The sequence below is a fragment of the Streptomyces coacervatus genome (assembly GCF_029223485.1).
Taxonomy (GTDB): Bacteria; Actinomycetota; Actinomycetes; order Streptomycetales; family Streptomycetaceae; genus Streptomyces; species Streptomyces coacervatus.
This window is the reverse complement of sequence record NZ_JARHTP010000009.1, coordinates 399,339-418,223: the sequence shown is the minus strand read 5'-3', so window position 1 is coordinate 418,223 and position 18,885 is coordinate 399,339. Positions and strand designations below refer to the sequence as shown.

The window sequence follows — 18,885 nt, the reverse complement described above, 5'->3', positions numbered from 1 at the left end:
GGACAAGTCAGACCAGTGCCGGGACGCCGCAGGGTCAGGCGCGCAGTCGGCGCAGGGCTCGTTCTGCGGCGTGGGCCCCGCACATTCCGTGCGCGCCGGCGCCGGGCGGGGTGGCCGCGGAGCACAGATAGTGGCCCGGCACTCCCGTGTCGTAGGGCTGCAGGGTGGGGCGTGCTCCGAGGACGAGCCGCGCGGCGTCCGTTGCGCCGGTCATGATGTTGCCGCCGACGTAGTTGGGGTTGTATTCGGCGAACCCGGGCGTGGTGCGCACCGCGGTGCCGACGATCCGGTCCCGGAAGCCGGGCGCGAACCGTTCGATCTGCGCGATGATCGCCGCGGTGGCGTCGCCGGTGTAGCCGTTCGGGACATGGGCGTACGACCACACGGGGTGGACGTCGCCGGTCGACCGCGACGGGTCGGCCAGGTACTGCTGCCCGACCAGGACGAACGGCCGCTGCGGCATCCGCCCGGCGTGGATGTCCCGCTCCGTGGCCGCGATCTCGGCGTAGGTGCCGCCGACGTGCACCGTGCCGGCCCGCCGCGCCGCCCCGGCCTGCCAGGGGACTCCGCCCTCGATTGCGAAGTCGACCTTGAACGCGCCCGGTCCGTAGCGGTAGCGCCGGTAGGCGCGGGCGATCCGGGGCGGCAGCAGATCGCCGAGGATGTCGGCCAGGGCGGTGGGCGCCAGGTCCCACAAGGTCAGCTCCGTGTGCGGGAGTTGGGCGACCGACCGCACCCGTACCCCGGTCTCGATCGTTCCCCCGAGTTCGCGCAGCAGCGCCGCCAGCGCGTCGGTGATGCGACGTGAGCCGCCCTCGGCCACGGCCCAGCCGTAGCAGTGCCCCGCGGTGACGATGCCGAGCCCGACGCTCGCGGTGAGCGGCCGCTCCAGGGGATGGAAGGCGTGCGCCGCGACGCCGCCCCACAGCCCCCTCGCCTCCTCGGTCCTGAACGCCTTCGCCAGCAGGGCCGCAGGGGCGAGCGCGGGGATGCCGAAGCGGGCGAGGCGGACGGGATGCCGGGGCAGGCGCAGGAGCGGGCCCATGATGTCGTCGCCGAAGCTGTCGTACGCCGCCGAAGGGCCCTGGAACAGCCGCCGCCAGGTGCGTCCGTCGGCGCCGAGGCCGGCCGCGGTCTCGGCCACCGAGCGGTGCAGCACCCCGGCCGTGCCGCCGTCGAGCGGATGCACGCAGTCGATCTCCGGCCACGCCCAGCGCAGCCCGTACCGGTCGAGGCCGAGCCCGCTCAGGAACGGCGAGCCGACGGCCATGGGGTGGATGGCCGAGCAGTGGTCGTGCAGCAGTCCCGGCACGATCGCCTCTCCGGAGCGGGTGCCGCCGCCGATCCTCTCGGCCGCCTCCAGCACCGTGACCCGCAGGCCGGCCCGGGCCAGGGCGACGGCGGCGGCCAGGCCGTTGGGTCCGGCACCCACGACGGTCGCTGTACTCATCTCGCCCCCAGCTTGTTCGACCTATCGCACATCGTTCGAAACCTCTTGACGCCCCACAGGACGCCGATTGACACTCTCGCAACACGACGTCACCTCCACGTAACACCAGGTCCACGGCGAGCGCCTCGCCGTCGGCCGATTTCCGTCTGCCCGCATCCCGCGTTCTCCCGCCTTCTCCCGCCTTCTCCCGCCTTCTCCCGCCTTCTCCCGCCTTCTCCTGCCTTTCTTTCCGTCATCAGCCGTGTCTCAGCAGGGAATTCCGACATGACGCACAGTGCACGACTTCGCGACCGTGCGAGACGCCTGGCGGGCCAGCTCGCCGGACTTACCGCCGCCGCGATGCTCCTGGCCCTCGCCGGACCCGCCCTCCCCGCGCAGGCGGCACCGACGGCCGAAGCCTCCGGGCTCACCGACGGTCTGGCCCTGTGGTACAAACTCGACGCCGGTTCCGGGACCACCGTGAGCGACACGTCCGGCAACGGTCGGGACGGCACGGTCAATGGCACCGCCGACTGGTCGGCGTCCGGTCAGGGGCTCGCCTTCAACGGGTCCGACACCTACATCAAGGTGCCGGACGACGTGATGAAGGGGATGGACTCGATCACCGTCTCCCTGGACGTGCTCATCGACTCCGCCCAGAGCACGCCGTACTTCCTCTACGGCTTCGGCAACTCCAGCGGCAGCAGCGGCAACGGCTACCTCTTCACCACCGGCAACTCCCTGCGCACCTCGGTGGCGACCGGCAACTGGTCGACGGAACAGACGACGAAGCCGTCCGACTCCCACAACCTCACCCGCGCGGTCTGGAAGCACCTCGCCTACACCCAGACCGGGAACACCGGTGTGCTGTACGAGGACGGCGTCGAGGTCGGCCGCAACACCTCCGTCACCATCACTCCCGGCGCGATCGGCTCCGGCACCACCACCGCCAACTACATAGGCAGGTCTGTCTACTCCGGCGACAAGCTCTTCAAGGGCCGCATCCGCGACTTCCGCGTCTACGACCGCGCACTGGCCGGCTCGGAGGTCGGGCAACTCGCCCTGCCCGTCGACACACAGGGCGTCGCCGACGACAAGGCGGCCCTGAGCCTCGGTGACACCGGCGCCGTCACCGCCGACCTGGACCTGCCGAAGACCGGCACGGCGGGCGGCTCCACGATCAGCTGGGCCAGCGACAACAGCGCCGTCGTCTCGGACTCCGGCAAGGTGACCCGCCCCGCCGCCGGTTCACCCGACGGCCGTGCCACCCTCACGGCGACCCTCAAGAAGGGCACCGTCACCGACACCCGGACCTTCGACGTCACGGTCCTGCCCGACTTCGACGACGCCACCGCCACCCGGCAGGCCGCCGACGCGCTGACCGTCCACAACCTCGACGACGCACGCGGCAACCTCAGCCTCCCGACGAGCGGTTCATACGGCACGACGGTCACCTGGTCCTCCGCCGCCCCGGACGTCGTCTCCGCCGACGGAGTGGTCCAACGCCCCGCACACGGCGACGGCGCCACCACCGTCGACCTGACCGCCACCGTCACCAAGGGCGGGGCGACCGCGGCCCGTACCTTCACCGTGCACGTGCCCGAACTACCCGCCAAGGCGGCCCTCAAGGGCTATATGTTCAGCTACTTCACCGGCGAGGGCACGGCGGACGGCGAGCAGATCCACAACGCCCTCAGCAAGGGCAACGACCCATTGCACTGGCGGGAGTTGAACGACGGCAAGCCGGTCCTCACCTCCACCCTCGGCGAGAAGGGCCTGCGCGACCCGTTCATCATCCGCTCCCCCGAGGGCGACAAGTTCTACCAGATCGCCACCGACCTCAGGATCTACGGCAACGGCGACTGGGACGCCGCCCAGCGCACCGGCAGCAGGTCCATCATGATCTGGGAGTCCACCGACCTGGTGCACTGGACCGATCAGCGGCTGGTGAAGATCTCACCGGACAGCGCGGGCAACACCTGGGCGCCGGAGGCGTTCTACGACAGCAAGCTCGGCGAGTACGTCGTCTTCTGGGCGTCGAAGCTGTACGACAACGCCGAGCACAGCGGCGACACGTACAACCGCATGATGTACGCGACCACCCGCGACTTCTACACCTTCAGCGAGCCCAAGGTGTGGATCGACCGCGGCTACTCGGTCATCGACTCCACGATGATCCAGCACGACGGGACGTACTACCGTCTGTCGAAGGACGAGCGGAACAACACCTCCTCCACGCCCAACAGCAAGTTCATCTTCGAGGAGAAGAGCGACTCGATCCTGAACCCCTCCTGGACCGCGGTCGCGGAGGGCATCGGCAAGGGCACGATGAGCGCGGCCGAGGGGCCGCTGGTGTTCAAGTCCAACACCGAGGAGAAGTGGTACGCGTTCCTCGACGAGTTCGGGGGCCGCGGCTACATCCCGTTCGAGACAACAGACCTGGACTCCGGCAACTGGACCCCGTCCACCGCCTACGACCTGCCGGCCAAGCCGCGCCACGGCACCGTCCTGCCCGTCACCCAGGCCGAATACGACCGGCTGCTGCGCGCCTACCAGCCCGACCAGCTGGTGGAGAACGTCGCGGACGTGACGGTGAAGACGCGCACAGGCGAGGCCCCGGTCCTGCCGGCCACCGTGATCGCCACGTACGCCGACGGCGTCAAGCGCCCCGTCGCCGTCAGCTGGGACGACGTACCGGCGTCCGAGTACGCCCGGCCCGGCACCTTCACGGTCACCGGAAGTCTGCCCGACGGCGCCGCGATACCGGTCCAGGCCCAGGTCACGGTGGACGAGCAGGGCGCCGACGTCCCGGCCGACCTGCTCCTGCACTACGACTTCGACGAGACGTCCGGCAATATCGCGGCCGACTCCAGCGGCCATGGCTACCACGGCACTTACGCCCGTACGCCCGACTTCGGTACCGGCGTGCACGGCGGCTCGTTCAAGATGTCCGGCGACTCCACCACATCGCCGTACGTCAAGATCCCGAACGGTGTGCTGAAGAACGCCGACAGCGTGACCGTGTCGACGTACGCCAAGTGGAAGGGCGGCGACAACTTCCAGTGGCTGTTCGGGCTCGGCCCCGACAGCAACAAGTACCTCTTCGCGACGCCCTCCAACGGCGGCTCCAGCCTCTACTCGGCCATCACCAAGGCGAGTTGGTCGGCCGAGTCCAAGCTGACCGGCGGCTCCCGGCTCACCCCCGGCGAGTGGCACCACGTCACCGTCACCCTCGACGGCTCGACCGGCACGATGGTCCTCTACGCGGACGGCGTCGAAGTGGCCCGTACGACGACCACCATCAAGCCGTCCGAGCTGTACGACGCGAACAAGGACTACACCGGCTACATCGGCCGCTCCCTGTACTCGGCCGATCCGTACTTCGGTGGCGAGGTCGACGACTTCCGTATCTACGACCGCGCCCTGTCGGCCGCCGAGGTCATGGAGCTCAGCGGCAACACGGCGGGCATCACGAAGGCCACGCACCCTGATCTGAAGGTCGACGCCATCGTCGACAACGCCGACAGCAGGATCACCCTCCCGATGAAGGAGGGCACCGATCTCACGTCCCTGGCACCTGAGTTCACCCTGGCCCACGGCGCGGCGATCAGCCCCGCCTCCAGCAGCGTCCAGGACTTCACCAAGCCGGTGGCCTACGAGGTGACGGGCTCCGACGGCACGAAGCGCATCTGGACCGTGTCGGCGCTCGTCATGAAGAGCCCGGTGCTGCCGGGCCTGAACGCCGACCCGAACATCGTCCGCTTCGGAGACACCTTCTACATCTACCCGACCACCGACGGCTTCGACGGCTGGAGCGGCACCCGGTTCAAGGCGTACTCCTCGACCGACCTGGTCCACTGGAAGGACCACGGCGTCATCCTCGACCTGGGGCCGGACGTCTCCTGGGCGGACAGCAGGGCCTGGGCGCCGACGATCGCCGAGAAGGACGGCAAGTACTACTTCTACTTCTGCGCCGACGCCAACATCGGTGTCGCGGTGTCCGACTCGCCCACCGGCCCGTTCAAGGACGCGCTCGGTCAACCCCTTCTGAAGGCGGGCGAGTTCAGCGGCCAGATGATCGACCCGGCGGTCTTCACCGACGACGACGGCCAGTCGTATCTGTACTTCGGCAACGGCCACGCGTACGTGGTGCCGCTGGGCGCCGACATGACCTCCATCGACACCTCGAAGGTCAAGGACATCACCCCGAGCGGCTACAACGAGGGCTCCTTCGTCATCAAACGCAAGGGCACCTACTACTTCATGTGGTCGGAGAACGACACCCGGGACGAGAACTACCGCGTCGCCTACGCCACCGGCCCCTCCCCCACGGGCCCCTGGACCAGGCAGGGCGTGATCCTCTCCAAGGACCTCTCGCTCGGCATCAAGGGCACCGGCCATCACAGCGTCGTCCACGTCCCGAACACCGACGACTGGTACATCGCCTACCACCGCTTCGCCATCCCCGGCGGCGACGGCACCCACCGTGAAACCACCATCGACAAGATGGAGTTCGACTCCGACGGCCTGATCAAGAAGGTCGTCCCGACGCTCACGAGCATCGACCCGGTCACCATCGTCCACGCGGGCCCGGACGCCACCGGCACCGAGGGCGACGCGATCCCGCTCGCCGGCACCGTCTCCGGCGCCGGCACACCCCACTGGACGGTCGAGGACAGCGCCCCCTGCACCATCGCGGACCCCAACTCGGCCCGGACAACGGTCACTTGCACCGACAACGGCACCTTCAAGCTCACCCTGACCGGCGGCCGCAGCGCCGACACCACCACGGTCACGGTCTCCAACGCCGCCCCGTCGATCACCTCCGCGACAGGCCCGACCACCCCAACTCCCATCGGAAAAGCGGTGGTTGTCACCGCCGCCGTCACCGACCCGGGCACGTCCGACAGCCACACCTGCAGCATCGACTGGAAGGACGGCACCGACCCGGCAGCCGGCAAGGTCAACGACTCCGGCGACGGCTGCCGCGCCGAGCACGTCTACGCCGCGGCGGGCATCCACCGCCCGGTGATCACCGTCACCGACGACGACGGGGGCACGGACAGCACGACGCTCCCCGAGGTGATCGTCTACGACCGCGCCGCCGGTCCGGCGTTCGGCGTCGGCACGATCACGTCCCCGGCCGGTGCCTGTCCGGCCGGGCCCGGGCTGACGGGCAAGGCGGCGTTCAGCTTCGGCGCCCGGTACCGGAAGGGAGCCAACACCCCGACCGGAGAAGCCACGTTCACCTTCGGCGCCGCCCGGCTGGCATTCCGCTCCACCGCCTCCGACTGGCTCGTGATCACCGGTTCGCGGGCCGTCTACCAGGGCTCCGGCACGGTCGACGGCAGCGGCGGCTACGGCTTCCGCATCACCGCCACCGACGGCCCGGACACGTACCGGATCAGGATCTGGAAGAAGTCCACCGGCGCCGTCGTCTACGACAACCAGGACGGTACGAGGACCAGCGGCACCGTGATCATCGGGGACCACCGGCAGTAGAATCCGGGGCCTGTCCGGCGGATCCTGCCGGACAGGCCCGTGGCCCCGAGGGCGGGGCTCAGCGCTTCAGCGTGAAGGTGAAGTCGCCGGAGAGCTTCCCGCTCAGCCGGACTGCCGAAACGAGCTTCCCCTCGGCGATCAGCCTCTCGACCTCGGCCCGCGAAAGACCGCACCCTTCAGCGATCAGTCGGACCGGCCGGACGGGGATCCGCGCCGCAAAGCGGACCGATACATCGATCGCATCGCGGTCCAGGTAGTCCGACCCGGCGGTGTCAAGGCGCCAGGCGTTGTCCCAGTCGAGGGCGATGCGATTACGGCGCCGCACGACGGGATCCTGGAGCAACTCGGCTGCCAGTTCGGGGTCGTTGTCATGCATCCGGTCCAGCAGCTCGGGTGGTACGGCGCGCACATTCATCCGCTCCAGGACCGTGAGCCTTGCGGTCTCCCCGCATGAGGTGCAGAGCACGAGGAGCCAGACGTCGAGCAACTTGTGGTTGGCGTTGACGCGGAATTTACCGTCTGCCCGGAAGTGTTCGGACGCGCACGTGCGGCAACGGCGGAGGACGAGCGGCAGACAGGTGGGCATGACAACCCAGTTGTTGAGCACAGAAGTACACCGGTTCCAGTGAGAGGACCGCAGCAGAAAGGAGCGCGGCGCACAGGTGCGACGCGCGACAGATCAGCACTCGGGGGGTCTCACACGGTGTACAAGGGCACGTCCTTGCCTGGGGGACTTGGTCCGGCAGCACGGTAAGGGCGCACAGCGGCTCTGCTCCACTGGTTTTCGAGCGCCTCACGGCAGAGGACTGACGGGCGAGGGAACCGTCGCCCCCCCCCGGCTCACCTTGTGGTGGCTACCGTCGGCGCGGGGAAGGGGGTTGAGATCGCCGAGAACAGCGACCTTGAACCGGTGGCTGCACGCGTCCTGCCCAACGGCCGGCCACCGGACGGTTGGAGCGGCGAGGACGTGGCCGTACTGCGGCCGGCCAGCGCTCGGCCGGCACGGCCGCAGTACGGACGCCCCCGGTCCGCCCGCGAGAAGGTCACGCATTCGATCCCTGCGCCGCATGCGACACCGCCGCCGGTACCGGACATACGACAGGAGGCCGTCTACGCACGCGGACATTGGGATATGACGGATCGTCAGGACAATCAGGAGTACACGGGCAGCCGCGGCAACGCCCTGACGGGCACTCGGAGGGCCAACCTCCTGGTCATCGTGGAGGCCTTCGTCGGCCGCGCCAGGGCCGACGCAGATGCACATGCACTCGATCATCCGCACCACCAGTGACCTGAACGAGTGTGCACGCTCCCATATCTCTTGGTTCTTCCCACCTGGCTTGTGCTTTGTATTGCCCATGACAACGAGCTCCCCTACTGTGCACGTTCTCAGGGTGATGCATCGCGTCAACTCAACGCCGGGTCAAAGGAGATCGGGATGTCCGTGCACGGCTCCAGGCGCACCATGAAGGTCGCCGCCCTGCTCGCATCGGCCGCCGCGCTGCCGGCGGCCATGCTCGGCACACCGACGAGCGCCGCCGCCGCGGGCTCGCTCAGCATGCTCGGCGCCGATGTGTCGACGGCGCAGAGAGCTCTCGACCTGGGCGCGAAGTACTACGACGCGAACGGCAACGCCAAGGACCCGCTCGACATCCTCAAGAGCGCCGGCGTGAACTACGTCCGGCTGCGGATCTGGAACAACCCGGCCAGCGGCTACAACAACAAGGCCAAGGTCCTGGCCTACGCGAAGACGGTCAAGGCGAAGGGCCTCAAGCTGCTGGTCGACTTCCACTACTCGGACACCTGGGCGGATCCGGGCAAGCAGTACAAGCCCGCGGCCTGGTCGAGCCACGGTATCGGCCAGCTGCAGACGGACGTCTACAACTACACGTACGACGTCTGCAACAGCCTCAAGGCCCAGGGCACGACTCCGGACAGCGTGCAGATCGGCAACGAGATCAATGTCGGCATGCTGTGGGACGACGGCAAGGTGATCAACAACGACTTCACCAACCTCAGCCTGCTCCTCAAGTCCGGCTACAACGCGACCAAGGCATGCAACAGCGGTACCAAGGTCGTCATTCACACCGCGGACGCCGACAGTGACGCGCACGCCCGCTGGTTCTACGACGGCATCAAGGCCAAGGGCGTCAACTGGGACATCACCGGGCTGTCCTACTACTGCATGTGGCACGGCACGCTGGCCAACATGGGCAGCGTGGTGTCCGACATGAAGTCCCGGTACGGCAAGGACGTGATCATCGCCGAGACGGCGTACCCGTTCACCACGGGGAACGCGGACAGCACAGCCAACTCGGTGACCTCCGGCTGCTCGGGCTACCCGCTCACCTGGCAGGGCCAGGCCGACAACTTCACCGCCGTGCAGAACACGGCCCGCAGCGCGGGCGCGATCGGCGTCTTCTACTGGGAGCCGACCTGGTACGCGGTCCCCGGCAACGGCTGGGATCCCGCCGACATCAACAACAGCGGGGACGGCTGGGACAACATGGCCACCTTCAACTGGACCGGCCAGGTGAACCCGAACATCAAGTGGACCCCGTGACGGCGGCTACTGGGCGAGCCCGGCCTTCTCGCAGGCGGGGCGGAGCTTGCGGGTGCAGATCTGCTCGACGGTGTACACGTCGTCCTTGACAAGCGTCTGCCCGATGTTGCGGGCCGTCACAGTGCTCGGGGTGAGCAGGACGGACGGGATACGGCTGGTGGTGGGGCTGTCGGTCATCGTCGTGGCGACCTTTCGGGGATCCTCGCCCCGCCCCAGCGCCACGGCCATGGCGGCCGCCGCGGCGGCCTCCGCCCGGAACGGTTTGTACACCGTCATGTACTGCTCTCCCCGGATGATGCGCCGCACCGCGTCGAGGTCGGCGTCCTGACCGGTGACCGGGGGAAGTCGCCCGACACCGGCGCGCTTGAGCGCGGAGATGGCGCCCGCGGCCAACACGTCGTTGGCCGCCAGGACCCCGCCGATCCGGTCCGCACCCAGGGCCGCAATGGCGGCAGCCATGTCGGCGTAGGCGTTGTCCGTGCTCCAGCCCTGGATGTCGTACGACCTGCTGATCCTGACCCTGCCTGTCAGGACGGACAGCGCGCCCTTTCTGAACCAGGCCGCGTTGGAGCTGGTCGGATCGCCGTTCAGCATGACGACCTGGCTGCTCCTCGCCCGCTCGCCCATGGCTTTCAGGAGGGCCTCGCCCTGCAGCCGGCCGAGCTGCGCTCCGTCGAAGCTGACGTAGCCCGAGACCGGGCCTTCGACGAGCCGGTCGTAGGCGACGACAGGTACGCCCGCCCGGTGGGCTTCGAGGACGGAGGAACGCAGCGCCCTCGCGTCGGCGGCGTCGAGGATCAGAACCCCGACCCCCTTGGTGATCATGGAGGTCACCTGCTGCCGCTGTCTGTCCGCGTCGTTCTCGGCGTTGGCGTACTCCGTGGTGCAGCGCGGACACAGCTCCTTCAGCCGCTTCTCGATCAGCGGCTTGTCGGAGTGCTCCCAGCGGGGGGCCGTCCGGCTCGGGAGCAGCAGGCCGACGGTGAAGCTGCCCGTGCCCGCCCGGCCCTCGCCTCCGCAGCCGGCCTGGGGCATGGTCATCAGTCCCGCGACGAGGGCGGCGACGACATGCCACAGGCGGGCTCTCACCGCAGGCTCCCCCGTGACGGGCCCGGTGCCGGGCCTGCGGATGCCGGTGCTCGGCCCGGCAGGACGATCTCGCTCCACACCTGCTTGCCGCCGGCCACCGGCCTCGATCCGAACGACTCCGACATCGCCTCGACCAGGAGCAGTCCCCGGCCGCCGGTCGACTCCCAGTCCACGATCACCGGCTTGGCGGGGGCCCGGGGCGAGGAGTCCGTCACGCAGACCCGTACCCGGTCGCCGCGGAGCATGAGGTCGAGGCGGACCGGGCCCTGCGTGTGCACCAGGGCGTTGGTGACCAGTTCGGACACGACCAGCAGCACCGCGTCGGCCACTTCCTCGGCCTGCCACCGGCGCAGCGTGCGGGCGGTGAAGCGGCGGGCGTGCATGACGGCGTCGGGCAGCCGCCACACCACCCAGCCGGCCCGGATCGGGAGGGTCCCCATGCCGTCGTAGCGCAGCAGCAGCACGGCCACGTCGTCCTCACGGCGGCCGACGTCGCCGAGGAGCTGGTCGGCCATGCGCCCCAGATCCGCCGGATCGGCCGCGGCGAGCGCAGCGCCCGTCTGGCGCATGCCCTCGTCGAGGGGCAGGCCGGCGGCCTCGACCAGGCCGTCGGTGACCAGGGCGAGGACCGTGCCGGGGGCCAGTTCGACGGCGGTCATGGGGAATTCCGCCTCTTCGAGAATGCCCAGCGGGAGTCCGCCCTCGACCTGGATCTCCTCGGTGCGGCCGTCGGGATGGCGCACCAGCGGGGCCAGGTGCCCGGCCCGGACGAAGAGGGTGTTGCCCTGCTCCAGGTCCAGTTCGACGTAGCAGCAGGTGGCGAAGAGGTCGGTCTCCATGCCGACGAGGAGACGGTTGGCGTGGGAGACGACGACATCGGGCGGGTGGCCCTCGACCGCGTAGGCCCTGACCGCCGTACGCATCTGGCCCATGATGGTCGCGGCTCCCGCGCTGTGCCCCTGTACGTCGCCGATGACCAGCGCCACCCGGTCCTCGGACAGGGCGATGACGTCGTACCAGTCGCCGCCCACCTGCAGGCCCCGCCTGGCGGGCAGATACCGGGCCACGGCCGTCCCGCCGGGCAGCGTCGGCAGGCGACGGGGCAGCAGGCTGCGCTGCAGCATCGTCGCGAGCTCCTGCTCGGCGTCGTGCTCGTGCGCGCGCTTGAGAGCCTGTCCGACCAGTGCCGCGGTGGCGGTCAGCAGGGACCGTTCGTCGGGGGCGAAGTCGTGCGGCTGGTCCCAGCCCACCAGGCACAGGCCGGTGACCCGTCCCCTGGCGGGCAGCGGCAGGACCGCCAGGCCTCCGTCGCCGATGCCTGCGAGATTCGGTTCGAAGGCCGTGCCCGCGGGCCACAGGTCCAACCGTCCGTCCCGCAGGGCCAGTTGAAGGGTGGGCAGGGCGCTGATCGGTGCGTCGGGCCACTCCGTGCGCCACTCGGCACGCCATGCCTGAGGCCAGGCGGTGGGTTGCGGCGGATCGAGCACGGTGACCATGAGCCGGTCGCCCTGCAGCTCCGCAAGGGCCACCCGGTCGGCGCCCAGCGGCTCGCGCAGCGCGGTGACCACGACGCGGCTGACGTCACGGACCGTTGTGGCGTCGTCGAGTGCGGCGGTCAGCCACTGGATCCTGGAGACGTCGTCGGGGCCCCGGCGCAGCACCGAGGTCGCCGTCACCACGCCCAGCACCTGCTCCGGCCGCTCGTCGGTGCCCGGCACGACCCGGCAGCTCAGGGCCAGCCAGCGCATCTCCCCCGCAGCGCCGCGGACCCGGAACTCCAGCTCCCGCCGGCCGAACGCCTGGGGGGCCGGCTCCAGGACCGACACCAGCGCGTGCATGTCCTCGGGCAGGGCATGGGCGAGCAGGGTGTCCGCCTTGCCGTCGAAGTCGGCGGGCGTGATGCCGAGGAGTTCGAGCAGGGTGTCGTCCGCCTCGATCAAGCCGGTGTCCGGCACCAGCACGAAGGAGCCTACGTGCAGGCTCCGCAGGGCGGGACCCAGCAGCGGCGGGGGCGGGGACCGGCCGGCCGCGGCCAGCAGCAGGCCAGCGACGGCGTCGGCGTAACGCTCCAGGAAGCGGCGTTGCCCGGCCTCGAAGCCGCCGGCGGAGTCCCCCACGACGACGAGACAGCCGAGCCGGCTGCCGTCCGCCTTGAGCGGCAGGGCACCGAGCGACGTCTCCGCTCGCGGTGTCGGGCCGCCCTCGGGGTAGGAGGCCAGTTCGGCGGGAGTCAGCCACAGGGGCCGGCCCGTACGGAAGGCGTGTTCCGCGGGTGAGCCTCCGGGCAGATGCAGATACTCGGGCAGCCGGTGATCCGAGGCGGCCCACCGGGCCGTCTCCGCCAGCCGAAGCTCCTGCTGCTCGGCATCGGGCACATAGACCGTGGCCAGGACCACTCCGGTGAAGGCCAGGGCCCGGTCACCCGCTCCCGCCCGGCATGCCGAAGCCGGTACACCGGTGTCTGCGGTGTCGGCGCCGGATGCCATCGGCTGAGACACTCCGGCCCGGGCACGGCCGTCATGGGGCATGTCCGCAACCTACCTCCCGTCCGGGCCGCGGGATGCGGCTGAGATCGGGCGCCCTCACAACAGAATCGTATATACGGGCAAACCGCCACTGCATTCGCAGATCGTCATGGCCGGTGCCACACTGACGGCATGGTCGTCCTGCCGCCTCCGCACGGCATCTCCGAGGCGGATTTCTGGATCTCCATGCCGGCGTGACCACCCGACCCGCGCACGGAGGGAGGTCTCGCACATGAAGGCCTGCATACGGGGCGCGGCCCTCGCCATGACCGCGGTCTCGACGGCCGTTGCGCTGTCGGCCTGCGGGTCGGGCACCGGAAGCGACTCCGGCGGGGGGAACTCACCGAAGATCGCCCTGCTGCTGCCGGATGCCACCACGGCCCGATGGGAGACGCAGGACAGGCCCTTGCTCGAGAAGAAGATCATGAAGCTGTGCGACCGCTGCACGATCGAGTACGCCAACGCCAAGGGCGATGTGGCGTTCCAGCAGGAACAGATGGACTCGATGATCACCAAGGGCGTCGATGCGATCGTGCTGGTGGCGGTGGACTCCAGATCGCTCGGCACCTCCGTCAGGAAGGCGGCTCAGGCGGGCATCCCGGTGATCGCCTACGACCGCCTGTCCCAGGGCCCGATCTCGGGTTACGTCTCCTTCGACGGCCAGGAGGTCGGCAGGCTCCAGGGCAGGGCGCTGCTGAAGGCCATGGGCGACGGCGGGCACACCCCCCAGATCGTCATGATGAACGGTGATCCCAGCGACCCCAATGCGGTGTCGTTCAAGAAGGGCGCCCTGTCCGTGCTCACGGGGAGGGTGAAGATCGGCAAGGCGTACGACACCCTTCAGTGGAGGCCGGAGATCGCGAACACGAACATGTCCGGGGCCATCGCCGCCCTCGGCGCCGCCAATATCCAGGGGGTCTACTCCGCCAACGACGGCCTCGCCGCCGGCATCATCTCCGCCCTCAAGGCGAACAAGGTCGCCCCGCTGCCCCCGGTCACCGGGCAGGACGCCGAACTCGCCGCCGTGCAGCGCATCGTCGCCGGCGATCAGTACATGACCGTCTACAAGCCCTTCGGCCCCGAGGCCTCCGCCGGCGCTGCCATGGCCGTGGCCGCGGCCCGCCGCACCGCCCTCGACAAGGTCGCCAAGGACCAGGTGCGCACCAGCGGCGGCAAGACCGTTCCGGCCGTCCTGCTCACTCCCGTGTCCGTGACTGCCGACAACATCAAGGACACCTTGGTGAAGGACGGCTTCTACACCGTCCAGCAGATCTGCGTCCCCCGACTCCAGGCCGCCTGCAGCAGGTCCGGACTGACCTGACGAACCGGCTTCGACCGAGTCCGAGCCCCGGGAAGGAGATGATCTCCGTGCCGGATTCCCCCTTGCTGGCGCTGCGCGGCGTGTGCAAACGCTTCGGTGCCGTCGAGGTCCTCAAAGACGTCGAGCTGGAGATCCACGCCGGCCAGGTCGTCGCCCTTCTCGGCGACAACGGGGCCGGCAAGTCCACCCTCGTCAAAGTGATCTCCGGCGTCGCCCCCGCGGACAGAGGCGTCATCGAGTGGGAGGGCCGGACGGTGCACATCAGGCGCCCGCACGACGCCCGGGACCTGGGCATCGCCACCGTCTACCAGGACCTTTCGCTGTGCGGGAACCTCGACGTCGTCGGCAATCTCTTCCTCGGCCGGGAGATCCGCAGGTTCGGGTTCCTCGACGAGATGGAGATGGAGAGCCGCACCATCGAGCTGCTCAAACGCCTCACCAGGACCATCCCCGAGCTGCGCGCCCCGGTGGTCTCCCTGTCCAGCGGCCAGCGGCAGGCGGTCGCCATCGCACGTTCGCTGCTCGGCGACCCCCGGGTCCTGCTCCTGGACGAACCGACCGCGGCGCTGGGCTTCGAGCAGACCACCGAGGTCCTCGACCTCGTCGACGCGCTGCGCGACCGCGGTATGGGAGTGCTGCTCATCAGCCACAACATGGGCGACGTCAAGGCACTCGCGGACCGGGCCGCCGTGCTGCGCCTCGGCCGCAACAACGGCTTCTTCAACGTGAACACCGCGTCCCAGGAGCAGATCATCTCCTCCATCACCGGCGCCACGGAGAACGTGCCGCGGCGGCCGGCCACCCACGACGCAGCGTGGTGAAAGGGATGCGCCGCATGACGGACAGCACGCGGACCGAAGGCGGCGCACCGACCGCCGAGTCCCCCGCGCCGCACCGCGGGCAGGCCCTCACTCTCGCCCTGAGAGACGTGGCCGCCTCCCTCCGACGTAGGTTCCGCGCCGGCGAACTGGGCTCATTGCCCGTGGTCCTGGTGCTCGCCACGGTCTGGATCATCTTCCAGTCCCTCAACCAGAACTTCCTCTCCCCCCGCAACCTGTCCAATCTCAGCGTGGACATCGTGGGCACGGGCCTGATCGCGGTCGGCATCGTCTTCGTGCTGCTGCTCGGTGAACTCGACCTGTCGGTCGGCTCGATCAGCGGCCTCGCCGCAGCCGTCTTCGCCGTTCTGAACGTGAACAATGGCGTGCCCGAATGGCTCGCCCTCGTCCTCGCGGTGCTCACGGGCGCCGCGGCGGGAGCCGTCCAGGGCTTCTCCTGCGCCAAGACCCGGGTGCCGGTGTTCGTCGTGACGCTCGCGGGACTGCTCACCTGGAACGGTTTCATGCTCTACGTCCTCGGCACCAGCGGCACGATCAACCTCGATGAGAACGGCCTGGTCGCCAAGCTGACCAGCTACTACTTCACCAACGACGCCGTCGCCTACAGCCTGGCGGCGCTCTGCGCGGGCGCCGTCTTCCTGACGTCATATCTGGGCCGGCGCCGCCGCCTGGCCGCGGGCATGCCGCACCGCTCGCTGCGGGACATCGCGGTACGCACGGGAGGGCTCGCGGTGATCGCGTTCACCACGGCCTATCTGCTCAACCGGTTCCAGGGGCTGCCGCTCGCCCTTCTGATCTTCCTCGTGGTGGTGGCCGGCCTCGACATCGTCCTGCGCCACACGCACTACGGCCGGCAGGTCTACGCACTCGGCGGCGGCGTCGAGGCAGCCCGCCGCGCCAGCCTCAATGTGACGGGCATCCAGACCGCGGTGCTCGCGGCCTCCGGGACGATGGCCGCGATCGGCGGCCTGTTCCTGGCCTCGCGCATCACCTCGGTGAGCCAGAGCTCGGGATCGGGCGTCCTGCTCCTCAACGCCATCGCGGCAGCCGTCATCGGCGGCACCAGCCTGTACGGAGGACGGGGTACGACCTGGTCCGCGGTGCTCGGCATGCTGGTCATCCAGTCGATCGCCTCCGGCATGGCGATCACGGACACGCCCACCGCCATCCAGTTCGTCATCACGGGCGGAGTCCTGTTCGCCGCGGTGGTCATCGACGCACTGTCACGACGCTCGCAGGAGGCACACGGGCGGGCCTGACGCGTCGGCAACCTTGTCGATACGTCCTGACAAACTTATTGACATCACCAGTGCGGCGCTCCATAGTACGAGCACCTAGCGCGCGCTAGTAACGCGCTCTAGCTCCACTGGATCAGCAGCACACACCCATGGCTGCCGCACAGCACACCCCGCCGCACACGGCGCTCCCGAGCCGCTCGCCCCGTCCGCCGGACCGGGCGGAGCTCCTTGATCAAGGTTCATCAAGGCCGAAACCCCATTCCGATCCCCCTGACCAGCACAGTGAGGTGCAAGGGACATGCACAGAAACCACCGAGCCGTCGCAGTGGCCGCCACCGTCCTGGCCGGCGCCCTGTTCGCCACCGGCTGCTCCAGCAGCTCCGGCGGCAAGAAGTCCGAACAAGGCGGCACCGACGCCTCCGCCGGCAAGGCCACCACGCCCCGGATGACGGTGGCCATGGTCACCCACGCCTCCCCCGGCGACACCTTCTGGGACCTCATCCGCAAGGGCGCCCAGGCCGCCGCCGCCAAGGACAACATCAAACTCGTCTACTCCAGCGACCCCAGCGCCGGCAACCAGGCCAACCTCGTCCAGAACGCCATCGACCAGAAGGTCGACGGCATCGCCCTGACCGCCGCCAAACCCGACGCCATGAAGGACGTCGTCGCCAAGGCCACCACCGCCGGCATCCCCGTCGTCGGCTTCAACTCCGGCGTCAGCGACTGGAAGAAACTCGGCATGCTCGAATACTTCGGCCAGGACGAGAACATCGCCGGCCAGGCCTTCGGAGGGCGCCTGAACCAACTCGGCGCCAAACACGCCCTCTGCGTCATCCAGGAACAAGGACAGGTCGCCCTCGAAGCCCGCTGCGCCGGCCTGAAGAAGGGCTTCACCGGCAAGACCGACATCCTCTACGTCAACGGCACCGACATGCCCTCCGTCAAGTCCACCATCACCGCCAAGCTCAAGCAGGACTCCACCATCGACCAGGTCGTCACCCTCGGCGCCCCCATCGCCCTGACCGCCGTCCAGTCCCTCACCGACGCCGGCTCCAAGGCCAAGGTCGCCACCTTCGACCTCAACAAGGACCTCGTCACCGCCGTCCAGAAGGGCACCATCGAGTTCGCCGTCGACCAGCAGCCCTACCTCCAGGGCTACCTCGCCGTCGACGCCCTGTGGCTCTACAAGACCAACGGCAACTTCAGCGGCGGCTCCACCGCACCCGTCCTCACCGGCCCCGCCTTCATCACCAAGGACAACGCCGACGCCGTCGCCAAGTTCGCCGCGAAGGGCACGCGGTGATGGGTATGACCCAGCATGCCGATCCGGCGGTGACCACACCGCCGGCCTCCGGCCCCGAGCAGACCGACGGGCGTACCGCCGAACGCCCCTTGGCCGTCCGGCTGTTGGCCCGCCCCGAGGTGGGTGTCTTCCTCGGCGCCGCAGCGGTGTACGTGTTCTTCCTGATCGCCGCTCCGCCGGTACGCGACGGAAGCTCCATGGCGACGGTTCTGTACCAGTCGTCGACCATCGGCATCATGACGCTGCCGGTCGCCCTGCTGATGATCGGGGGCGAGTTCGACCTGTCGTCCGGCGTCGCCGTCATCACCTCGGCGCTGACCGCGAGCATGCTCGCCTATCAGCTGAGCATGAACGTGTGGGTCGGTGTGATCGCCGCTCTGATCGTGTCGCTGGCCGTCGGCTTCTTCAACGGCTGGATGGTGGTCAAGACCGGACTGCCCAGCTTCCTGGTCACGTTGGGCACCTTCCTGATCCTGCAGGGCGTCAACCTCGCGGTGACCAAGCTGGTCACCGGCAATGTGGCGACGGACGACATCAGCAACATGGACGGCTTCGACCAGGCCAAGAAGGTCTTCGCGTCAACGTTCGACATCGGCGGAGTCAACGTCAAGATCACCGTCTTCTACTGGCTGGTCTTCGCGGCGATCGCCACCTGGGTGCTGCTGCGCACCAAGTACGGCAACTGGATCTTCGCGGTCGGCGGCAACAAGGACAGCGCGCGGGCCGTCGGTGTGCCGGTGACGTTCACCAAGATCTCGCTGTTCATGCTGGTCGGCGTGGGTGCGTGGTTCGTCGGGATGCACCAGCTGTTCACGTTCAACACGGTGCAGTCGGGCGAGGGCGTGGGCCAGGAGCTGATCTTCATCGCCGCGGCGGTGATCGGCGGCTGTCTGCTGACCGGCGGCTTCGGCTCGGCGATCGGCCCGGTCTTCGGTGCCTTCATGTTCGGCATGGTCAACCAGGGCATCGTGTTCGCCGGCTGGAACCCGGACTGGTTCAAGGCCTTCCTCGGCGTGATGCTGCTCGGCGCCGTCCTGATCAATCTGTGGGTTCGCCAGTCGGCGACCAGGAGGTGA

The 18,885-nt window shown here is 69.1% G+C and carries 12 protein-coding genes; 8 read left to right on the top strand and 4 right to left on the bottom strand.

The window, feature by feature from the left end:
• Positions 1 to 34: 34 nt before the first annotated feature.
• The gene (locus P2Q00_RS24260) at positions 35 to 1,450 is read right to left on the bottom strand and encodes a phytoene desaturase family protein (RefSeq protein WP_275774782.1); all 1,416 of its coding nucleotides are present in this window, start codon (positions 1,448 to 1,450) and stop codon (positions 35 to 37) included.
• A 264-nt stretch (positions 1,451 to 1,714) separates the two neighbouring features.
• Here P2Q00_RS24260 and P2Q00_RS24255 point away from each other — a divergent pair, with 264 nt between their 5' ends.
• Entirely contained in the window at positions 1,715 to 6,931 is a 5,217-nt protein-coding gene (locus P2Q00_RS24255) for a family 43 glycosylhydrolase (protein ID WP_275774781.1), read from the top strand.
• Positions 6,932 to 6,989: 58 nt separating this feature from the next.
• Here the strand turns inward: P2Q00_RS24255 and P2Q00_RS24250 are convergent, their stop codons facing one another.
• A complete protein-coding gene (locus P2Q00_RS24250) occupies positions 6,990 to 7,538 on the bottom strand; it encodes a DUF1062 domain-containing protein (protein ID WP_275774780.1) in 549 nt (182 codons plus the stop codon).
• A 525-nt stretch (positions 7,539 to 8,063) separates the two neighbouring features.
• Here P2Q00_RS24250 and P2Q00_RS24245 point away from each other — a divergent pair.
• Both P2Q00_RS24245 and P2Q00_RS24240 read left to right on the top strand, forming a co-directional pair.
• Positions 8,064 to 8,222: a hypothetical protein gene (locus P2Q00_RS24245; protein WP_275774779.1), complete on the top strand. Its 159-nt coding sequence runs from the start codon at positions 8,064 to 8,066 to the stop codon at positions 8,220 to 8,222.
• Between the two features lie 147 nt (positions 8,223 to 8,369).
• Positions 8,370 to 9,494 (top strand): glycoside hydrolase family 53 protein, encoded by a 1,125-nt coding sequence (locus P2Q00_RS24240; RefSeq protein ID WP_275774778.1) that lies wholly within the window; start codon positions 8,370 to 8,372, stop codon positions 9,492 to 9,494.
• Between the two features lie 6 nt (positions 9,495 to 9,500).
• Here P2Q00_RS24240 and P2Q00_RS24235 read toward each other — a convergent pair whose 3' ends face one another.
• A complete protein-coding gene (locus tag P2Q00_RS24235; RefSeq protein ID WP_275774777.1) occupies positions 9,501 to 10,583 on the bottom strand; it encodes a sugar ABC transporter substrate-binding protein in 1,083 nt (360 codons plus the stop codon).
• Positions 10,580 to 13,111, bottom strand: a complete 2,532-nt coding sequence (locus P2Q00_RS24230; protein ID WP_275774776.1) for a SpoIIE family protein phosphatase — start codon at positions 13,109 to 13,111, stop codon at positions 10,580 to 10,582. Before P2Q00_RS24230 ends, P2Q00_RS24235 begins: the two co-directional genes overlap by 4 nt.
• A 229-nt stretch (positions 13,112 to 13,340) precedes the next feature.
• Between P2Q00_RS24230 and P2Q00_RS24225 the strand changes: the two genes are divergently transcribed.
• The 5 genes from P2Q00_RS24225 to P2Q00_RS24205 all read left to right on the top strand — a co-directional run bounded on the left by P2Q00_RS24225 (position 13,341) and on the right by P2Q00_RS24205 (position 18,885).
• Positions 13,341 to 14,429, top strand: a complete 1,089-nt coding sequence (locus tag P2Q00_RS24225) for a sugar ABC transporter substrate-binding protein (RefSeq protein ID WP_275774775.1) — start codon at positions 13,341 to 13,343, stop codon at positions 14,427 to 14,429.
• 38 nt (positions 14,430 to 14,467) lie between these two features.
• Positions 14,468 to 15,250, top strand: a complete 783-nt coding sequence (locus P2Q00_RS24220; RefSeq protein WP_275774774.1) for an ATP-binding cassette domain-containing protein — start codon at positions 14,468 to 14,470, stop codon at positions 15,248 to 15,250.
• A gap of 5 nt (positions 15,251 to 15,255) precedes the next feature.
• A complete protein-coding gene (locus tag P2Q00_RS24215; RefSeq protein ID WP_275774773.1) occupies positions 15,256 to 16,527 on the top strand; it encodes a sugar ABC transporter permease in 1,272 nt (423 codons plus the stop codon).
• Between the two features lie 277 nt (positions 16,528 to 16,804).
• Positions 16,805 to 17,809 carry a sugar ABC transporter substrate-binding protein gene (locus tag P2Q00_RS24210; RefSeq protein WP_275774772.1) on the top strand — a complete coding sequence of 335 codons (1,005 nt, stop codon included), beginning with the start codon at positions 16,805 to 16,807 and terminating at the stop codon, positions 17,807 to 17,809.
• Entirely contained in the window at positions 17,809 to 18,885 is a 1,077-nt protein-coding gene (locus tag P2Q00_RS24205) for an ABC transporter permease (RefSeq protein ID WP_275774771.1), read from the top strand. The genes P2Q00_RS24210 and P2Q00_RS24205 overlap by 1 nt, the downstream gene beginning before the upstream one ends.

Coding starts and splice junctions, on each gene's coding strand:
- P2Q00_RS24260 (WP_275774782.1), bottom strand. CDS start 1,450: ATGAGTACAGCGACCGTCGTGGGTGCCGGACCCAACGGCCTGGCCGCC.
- P2Q00_RS24255 (WP_275774781.1), top strand. CDS start 1,715: ATGACGCACAGTGCACGACTTCGCGACCGTGCGAGACGCCTGGCGGGC.
- P2Q00_RS24245 (WP_275774779.1), top strand. CDS start 8,064: ATGACGGATCGTCAGGACAATCAGGAGTACACGGGCAGCCGCGGCAAC.
- P2Q00_RS24240 (WP_275774778.1), top strand. CDS start 8,370: ATGTCCGTGCACGGCTCCAGGCGCACCATGAAGGTCGCCGCCCTGCTC.
- P2Q00_RS24230 (WP_275774776.1), bottom strand. CDS start 13,111: ATGCCCCATGACGGCCGTGCCCGGGCCGGAGTGTCTCAGCCGATGGCA.
- P2Q00_RS24225 (WP_275774775.1), top strand. CDS start 13,341: ATGAAGGCCTGCATACGGGGCGCGGCCCTCGCCATGACCGCGGTCTCG.
- P2Q00_RS24220 (WP_275774774.1), top strand. CDS start 14,468: ATGATCTCCGTGCCGGATTCCCCCTTGCTGGCGCTGCGCGGCGTGTGC.
- P2Q00_RS24215 (WP_275774773.1), top strand. CDS start 15,256: ATGCGCCGCATGACGGACAGCACGCGGACCGAAGGCGGCGCACCGACC.
- P2Q00_RS24210 (WP_275774772.1), top strand. CDS start 16,805: ATGCACAGAAACCACCGAGCCGTCGCAGTGGCCGCCACCGTCCTGGCC.
- P2Q00_RS24205 (WP_275774771.1), top strand. CDS start 17,809: ATGGGTATGACCCAGCATGCCGATCCGGCGGTGACCACACCGCCGGCC.